The sequence below is a fragment of the Sulfitobacter undariae genome (assembly GCF_014196805.1).
Lineage (GTDB): Bacteria > Pseudomonadota > Alphaproteobacteria > Rhodobacterales > Rhodobacteraceae > Sulfitobacter > Sulfitobacter undariae.
In genome coordinates this window covers 1-6980 of sequence record NZ_JACIEI010000033.1, presented here as the reverse complement: position 1 = coordinate 6980, position 6980 = coordinate 1, and the positions used below count along the sequence as shown (strand labels likewise).

Genomic DNA, 6980 nt, shown 5'->3' with positions numbered 1-6980 from the left:
CGAAATTCGTCCGTCCGTTTCAGTCCCATAGTTTATCTCCTTTGTTACAGTAAATGCTATCAAAGGAGCGGCATCAAACCGCGACAGGTCCAAACCACTGGTGCGCTCCGTCATAGATGGAAGCAACAGCGATCCAAAAGATCGCGTCACTGCAATGCTCATCGTAATATATCGTTACAGAAATAACCTTTTCCACGGGGTCAAGTGGCAGTACAAACTCGAGGGCCAACTGGGTAATTTTTCAGCTGCTAACAACATATTGATGAAAATTTTAGAGAAGCACGGTGAGCTCGACTGAGGGTAAACAAATAGTCGGATCCTTCATCTCGCTTGTTTGCAAAAGTGGTTCTTTAGTTTGTTGGCAATCCCGGTGTGCCAAGCAGCTGTGTGATTACTTTTTGCAGGCTACCATAGGAACAGGTTGTTAGATTAAACTAATGCACTGAACTAACGGATACAGTGAAGTAAATGTAATAACTCTGGCAATGAGTTATCTGAAATTGCTAGCTACTGGTCGATATGAGGAAAAAATTCACGTGAATACAGAAGAGCTACTCACCTCAATCACAGACACCGGACAGTTTGAGAGAGTTGCGACACGTGTACTGCGAGCAATGGTGCCGCTATACTTCAGCGTAGTTCAGTCAGGAGTAAATGTACGGGGGCAGAGCATAAAGGACCCTGTTGATGGCATTTGTTTTTCCACTGACAATTTTGGCATCAGGTACGCGGTCGCCGTTGAGCACACAATTACTAGGCGCGAAGGCCTTGAAAGGAAATGGCTGTCTGAGAAGGATGGAGATGTCGTGAAGGCAGCAAGACGTCTTGAAAAGTGGGCGGACTATAGACGCAAAATCGTTTTAACTTGCTCTTCAACGGTCTCCTCAGACTTGGTGGATAAAATCGAACAATATGGTTCTGAACGTGGTTTGGAAATTGATATTTGGGACAATAGCCGACTGTCACAAGCGCTCGATACAAATCCAGATGGTCAATACATCCGCTCACAAGCATTTGGAGTGCCACAAACACGCCTTTCAAAGGAACTCGCGCTTGAGATTTCCGACAGACAGTTAGCGGAACAGCAGACTTACGTCAAAATTGGTGATCTAGTCGAAAGAGATTTCGACGTCGCGTTGCCTGATCTCATAAATGCAGCCGGACCTCTAACGTATATTGTTGGTCGATCAGGATTAGGAAAAACTAGTGTCTGCCTTCAATATGCTGACTATGTAAGAAAAACTGAGGGCATCGCGTTTGTTATCCACCACGATGATTTAGACCAAAGTCATTCTATAGAACAGGCTTTGTTCAAGAGTTTGTCTAGGTATACTCCAGAACTTTCTCTTCGTAACTCTTTGCAAGAACTGCAGAAACTATTTAGCGGTGCGGCGGTTTTTCTCTGGATCGAAGACATAAACAAGGCTTCGGATCCTTCATCTACGATCCTCAAGGTTGATCAGTTTTCAAATGAACTGAAACAATTGGGTACGGATGATAGATCAACGATTTATGGCGTGATAGTTTTCTGCCCTGTCTGGCCTAAGAGCCTGCAAGGCTTAACTGATCAAGCCCGTAAAAGTGTGGACGGAAAGTCTATTGAGCTGCAGCCATTCTCCAACCTCGAAGCGCGCGTAGCCGTTAAAGCGGCGTATCATCGGCGCTCAAAAGTAATCAGTGACCTGAAAGCTGACGGAATTGCGGTCAGCTTGGCGAGTGATCCTTTGTTGATCGGCCTCTTAGATCCAGACGGAACGGTTGAGCCTGCACATCTGGTAGATCAATTTGTGACGAACCAAATTGAGCGGTGCGCTGCTAATGCTGGCTGCAGCGTCTATTTTCTGGAAAGAGCGGCAGCAGCAATGTCCCGTTGGATGATTGAAGAACGCGCAAGCGAACCCGAATTGCGTAGGCTCTTCTATGGGCTTCAGAACAGTGAAATCCAAAGGGGTTTAGAGATTCTCTTAGCTGCAGGTTCTCTAGTTGGGGAAGAATCAATAGGGAAGCAAAAACGACTCGGTTTCCGACATGATCGGGTTCGAGATCACTTGCTTTCTCAAGTATTTCAAGAAGACATTGAAGCTGGTCGCTGGAAAGCAGATCATATCGCCGATCCATTTTACTCCGAACTCTTGAGCATTGCGTCGGTAAACACAAAATTCCCGCAAGAATTTTGGCAAAAGGTCATGAGAACAAATCCGCTTGTCGCCTTCAAAGGCCTGAATCTTGCAATAGAGCAAAAGCAGGAGTGTTCCGATGAAATCCTGAAGCTCTGTCAAAACTTTGTGAATGAAGGAAAAATCGGGACGGCAAAAGAAGCCGAACGTCGCGCAATCGAATGGGAGATCGCAAAACTCCAAGGCGAGCGCTACTCAACATTGTTGCAAGCAACGCGCTCAAACACTCACGCGGGCAGAGAGGCTCGCATTCTAAACGGCGATGTCAGGGCAATGGCGAGGCTTTGCCTGGCGCATGAACCTAGTGTGAACTCTCTTTATAGAGACCGGCTTGTTTCCTACACTAAGAGCAAGTTCGGTCCTGAATGGCTTCAAGATTTGAGTAACTTGATCTGTGACCCAAACCTCAACGAAAATGGTGTAAACGGGGCGTTAAATCTCGCGGGTGAATGCTCGGATGCTAGCTTAGCCCCAAGTGTGTTGAAGCGTTGGCGTATGATGCAAGCTGAAGGCAAACAGATCTCATTTGGAATTCTGTTTGCGGGGGTCTCCTGTGGGACTTGCTCAGATGAATTTCCCTCGGAAGAGCTTCTGGCCGCGTGGGCCAACTTTCAATCGTCATCAGAAGATGAGCAAGGAGAGTCTATCAGGCAAAACCAATGGGATCTTGGCCACTACGGATTGTCCGGAGGATTACGACGTATTGGAGAAAGCAGGTCGATTGGCATGCTTATTGAATATGCCAATGTCAATCCAGAGATGGGTCACGCCGTTTACGCCGCACTTGATAACGTCGATCACCCTGCAGCGGCAGTTTACGTCGCTGAGTATATTGCAAGTATCGACACCAGCATTGAAGGCAAGCCAGGCAGTATCAACATTTTGGCTAGTACAAGACTTCGAAGTTGGGACAAGACTCACCGTTCGCACCTAAAGCTGGGACGCGACTCCAAGGAAGCGCTTAGAAAGATATGGAGCGATACGAAGAACAGCTTTTTTCTCCGAAAACGCGCTTTTCAACTCTGGGGTACATCTATGAACTTGGTGGACTGCAGAACTTTACAAGCCACCCCACCTGCCGGGCTTGAAGACGAGGTGATAAGGGTGCGCTGCTTTTTCGGTGACCCAGCGGTAGCGCCACAACTTCGCACGAAGTTGAGGAGTGATGAACCTCGCTTTTGGTTTCAGTTTCTACGATATCTGGGAACCGAAGGGTTTGAGGAAGAGATCAAGAGTGAGCTTGCTCGTCGTCGTGATGCCTTCGAAACAGGTTCCGATTATGATGGAAACACAGACTGGACCATCTCTGAGCTTTTGGCCGAACGATGCGATTGTTTTTCAGAGGTGGTAATTCGAGAGAACTGGGAGCACCTTTCCTCTAGCCGCAAATACTTGCAAGTCTTGCTCTTCTTGGCGACTGATTGGGCTTTGGAAACGTTTCATGTTCAGTATTTAGCTTCTGAGGAAAAAGGCAAACTATTTGAACATCTTACTTCAATTTTTGGGATAAAACATAATGGACGAAACGGCATCAAAGGGCCTCATCAGCTAAGAGCTCTGGAGCCCTACTTGATACATCTTGATCAAATGTTTGTCTGGAGTCTATGGGAGGATTGCAACGACAAGGGCTACTTTGATTGGCGGAAAGTACACTTGGACCCAATCCTAAGAACCGATAGCCGGTTCTCCAGATTTGTGAATATTGAAACCGCACTGACAGAAATAGACGAGCTCTTGGATCGAGACAAAGAAGTCGAAAGCGTCGCATATTCTTGGTCTGAGATCCGAAACCGCGCTGAACGTAACGGGGAAGAACTCGTTTCTGTTGCTCTCGCGTTCTTCGAAGATCGCCAAAGTCCTTTGGCAGCAACATTTTTTGCAGAAGTCATCAAGCTAAAGGGCAAACGATCTGACCTTCCTTTGCTAATGCCGTCAATCAAATCAAATCTCTTAACGAAGGCTCAGTACGACGACACGGTATTCACCGTTCAACTCCGAACACTCAACTAAATGCTATAGCGGTGGAAGCACATGACCAAGACTAGGGATAATCACTACGTGCCTCAATGGCATCAAAAATCCTTCTTTGGTGAAAAAGGAAATAAGTTAAGTTACTTAGATCTTAATCCGGACCAAAAAAGACTGCCAGATGGTCGAATTATCACGATGAAGAATCTACGCATCTGGCCCACTTCCAGGTGCTTCTATCAGACTGATCTATACTCAACTTTCTTTGGGACTTTCATCAATGATGAAATTGAACGGAAGCTCTTTGGACAGATCGATGATGCAGGTGCCAGAGCCATCAGAGCATTCTGCGGCGACGACGTTTCTCATTGGCATCGCCACTTCCAGGACTTCTTTGAATATCTCGATGCGCAAAAGATCAGAACTCCGAAAGGACTGGATTGGATCCGTGCGCGATACCCATCCTTGGCACAAAATGATCTGATGATGGAGATGCAGGGCGTCCGAAATATGAACTGTACATTGTGGACGGAAGGTTCGCGAGAAATCGTTTCTGCCGCAGACTCCTCAGTGAAATTCATTTTGACTGATCACCCTGTCACTGTCTTCAATCATGCGTATCCTCCAAATCACAAAGCGTGCGCATATCCGAACGATCCGGCAATCGCTCTCAAAGGATCGCAAACGCTGTTTCCTATGAGTGGTGAGCATTGCTTAATCCTGTCGAATCTTGAGTACGCAGAGTCACCAAACGACGTTGATCCGACCGAAAAACGCACCTTTCCCAAGAATTTTAGAAATTCAATGGCTCGAACAGATGCATTCATCAAGGAACGAAAGCTGACGGATGAAGAGGTTACGAAGATCAACTTCATCCTGAAAGCGCGCGCTCGGAGATATATTGCGGCAGGGCACCGTGATTGGTTGTATCCGGAAAAATCTGTTGATTGCAGTTGGAAAGACCTTCGGGACGTTTTGACACCTCCTAAAGACCAGCTTTGGCACTTCGGTGGTGAGATGTTTGCTCGCTATGAGGATGGCACCGTTCACTATCAAGACAAATTTGGGAGAACTGAAAAGCCATTTGAGCATCTTCAAAAAAAGCACAAAAAGCCCGCACCCGAACCAAACGACTACTGTAGATGCGGGTCAGGAGAGAAATTTAAGAAGTGCTGTAAACACTTGCGGCCTGAACTAAGGCCTTCGTGGACGGAGCTTAGCATAAGAGAACGGAACATCCTACTTTTCCGGGGAATTACAAATGTATTGAAGCTTAATGAGGAGCAAGACTGGGCGCAGGTCAGGCGTAATATTACAAGTGATCAGATAAGTACGATTTACAAGATATTTGCCTCACTCTGGCCACTAGAAACGAACCTCCAAAGCTTGCTTCCTAAACCTGATGGTCGGGCACGGGCAGTTTTCACCGGGATAGTCGATCCTAGGCTTGCCGATGAATTTTTACTAGGGAGCACCCTCTTCTTTGGAGAAATCATAGTACAAAACCCAATGGTTCATCCGAGGGTGGTACAACCAGACTTTAGCCCTATCGAAAATCCAGAGCAATATAGGCAAGAATTAATTAAAAGTGTCGTCCTTCTAGTCAAATTGATTCCGTTCATCGAGTCTGGTGCCATCAATTTCATTCCTGACCCATGTATCTTTGATCAACACCTAAGAGAGCAAATGTTCTCGCTTTCACAGCAGCGCAACGAGGGTGAAAGGCACAACATAGATGACGACCCACGCTCAAAATGGGCGCAAATGGATGATATGCGCCGATTGATCAGAACAATGCCCAAAAGCTTCCGGCGGTCAAACATAAAGAATGCGATACCGGACATCAACGATGCTGGAATTGATAGGCTTCTTGACCACATTACTAAGGAAAACGAAGATGATCCCCTTGCGATACTCAAAGATCTCGACGCCAAACCAGGAAAAGATGATGGGCAATTACTGATGCTCAACATGTCTCCGAACCTTGAGATGACCCTTTACCTAGCTCAGCTTACTGGGGCGTTTGTCATAACGGATAGCTTGTTCCGGTGGCGAGAACTACAAAAGTCCCAAAGGCGAGATCTTGGCATTGTTGTGCCTAAGGCTTCGGCATTGATCAAATTGTTCGAACAGACGGAACATAGGTTTGTCTTGGATATCCCTCAGGTCGCCGACCTTGCATCGAGAGGAAGTTTTAGAAAATTCAGAGACTTCATTCAAGAACTCTACGAATTTGCTATGTCTGAAAGTGGTGCGGATAAAGCCGTAAGTCTCGAAGGGAAATTTTGCCAGGCATCTGACGCGGCTACAGCGAACATAGCTCGAAAGGGTTTGCTGAGTTTTGCCGGCAAGATAAGATGTTTGCTTCCCCACGGAGGCATATACCACAATCATACCCACCGAATGCTTTTAACTGCGGGTCAAGACCTGCACACTGAATTTGTGCCAATGGCGTTCTATATGATGCGGGATGATATTGAAGTTTACACTATTGAATAGTAACGACAACTTCACTACGCGCGCCCTCCTAAAAGGCGTTATTTTTCGGCTACATCCAAAGCGATCTCGAGTTTATGACTTAGCTGCATCCAAAATTTCAGGTTGGAAATTGGACTCGGCTTGGTGTTGCGGGCCCCCATTGGAAATCACTCTTTTGCTTGTCTGCAGCCTCGTCAGTGACTAACTTTTTAACTTCCTTTGGGCCGCCTCGACGTCGTGATCTCCTGCGTCTCTTTCCCAACTTTGGACCTGTCGCGGTTTGATGCCGCTCCTTTGATAGCATTTACTGTAACAAAGGAGATAAACTATGGGACTGAAACGGACGGACGAATTTCG

The 6980-nt window shown here is 46.6% G+C and carries 2 protein-coding genes; both read left to right on the top strand.

The window, feature by feature from the left end:
• Positions 1–485: 485 nt before the first annotated feature.
• A complete protein-coding gene (locus GGR95_RS18625; RefSeq protein WP_184568374.1) occupies positions 486–4187 on the top strand; it encodes an NACHT domain-containing protein in 3702 nt (1233 codons plus the stop codon).
• 21 nt (positions 4188–4208) lie between these two features.
• Positions 4209–6644, top strand: coding sequence for a DUF4238 domain-containing protein (locus GGR95_RS18620; protein WP_184568373.1), 2436 nt, complete (start codon positions 4209–4211; stop codon positions 6642–6644).
• The last annotated feature ends 336 nt before the right edge of the window (positions 6645–6980 follow it).

Excerpts from the sequence above, each read along its gene's own strand:
- GGR95_RS18625 (WP_184568374.1), top strand. The coding sequence starts at position 486 with ATGAGTTATCTGAAATTGCTAGCTACTGGTCGATATGAGGAAAAAATT.
- GGR95_RS18620 (WP_184568373.1), top strand. The coding sequence starts at position 4,209 with ATGACCAAGACTAGGGATAATCACTACGTGCCTCAATGGCATCAAAAA.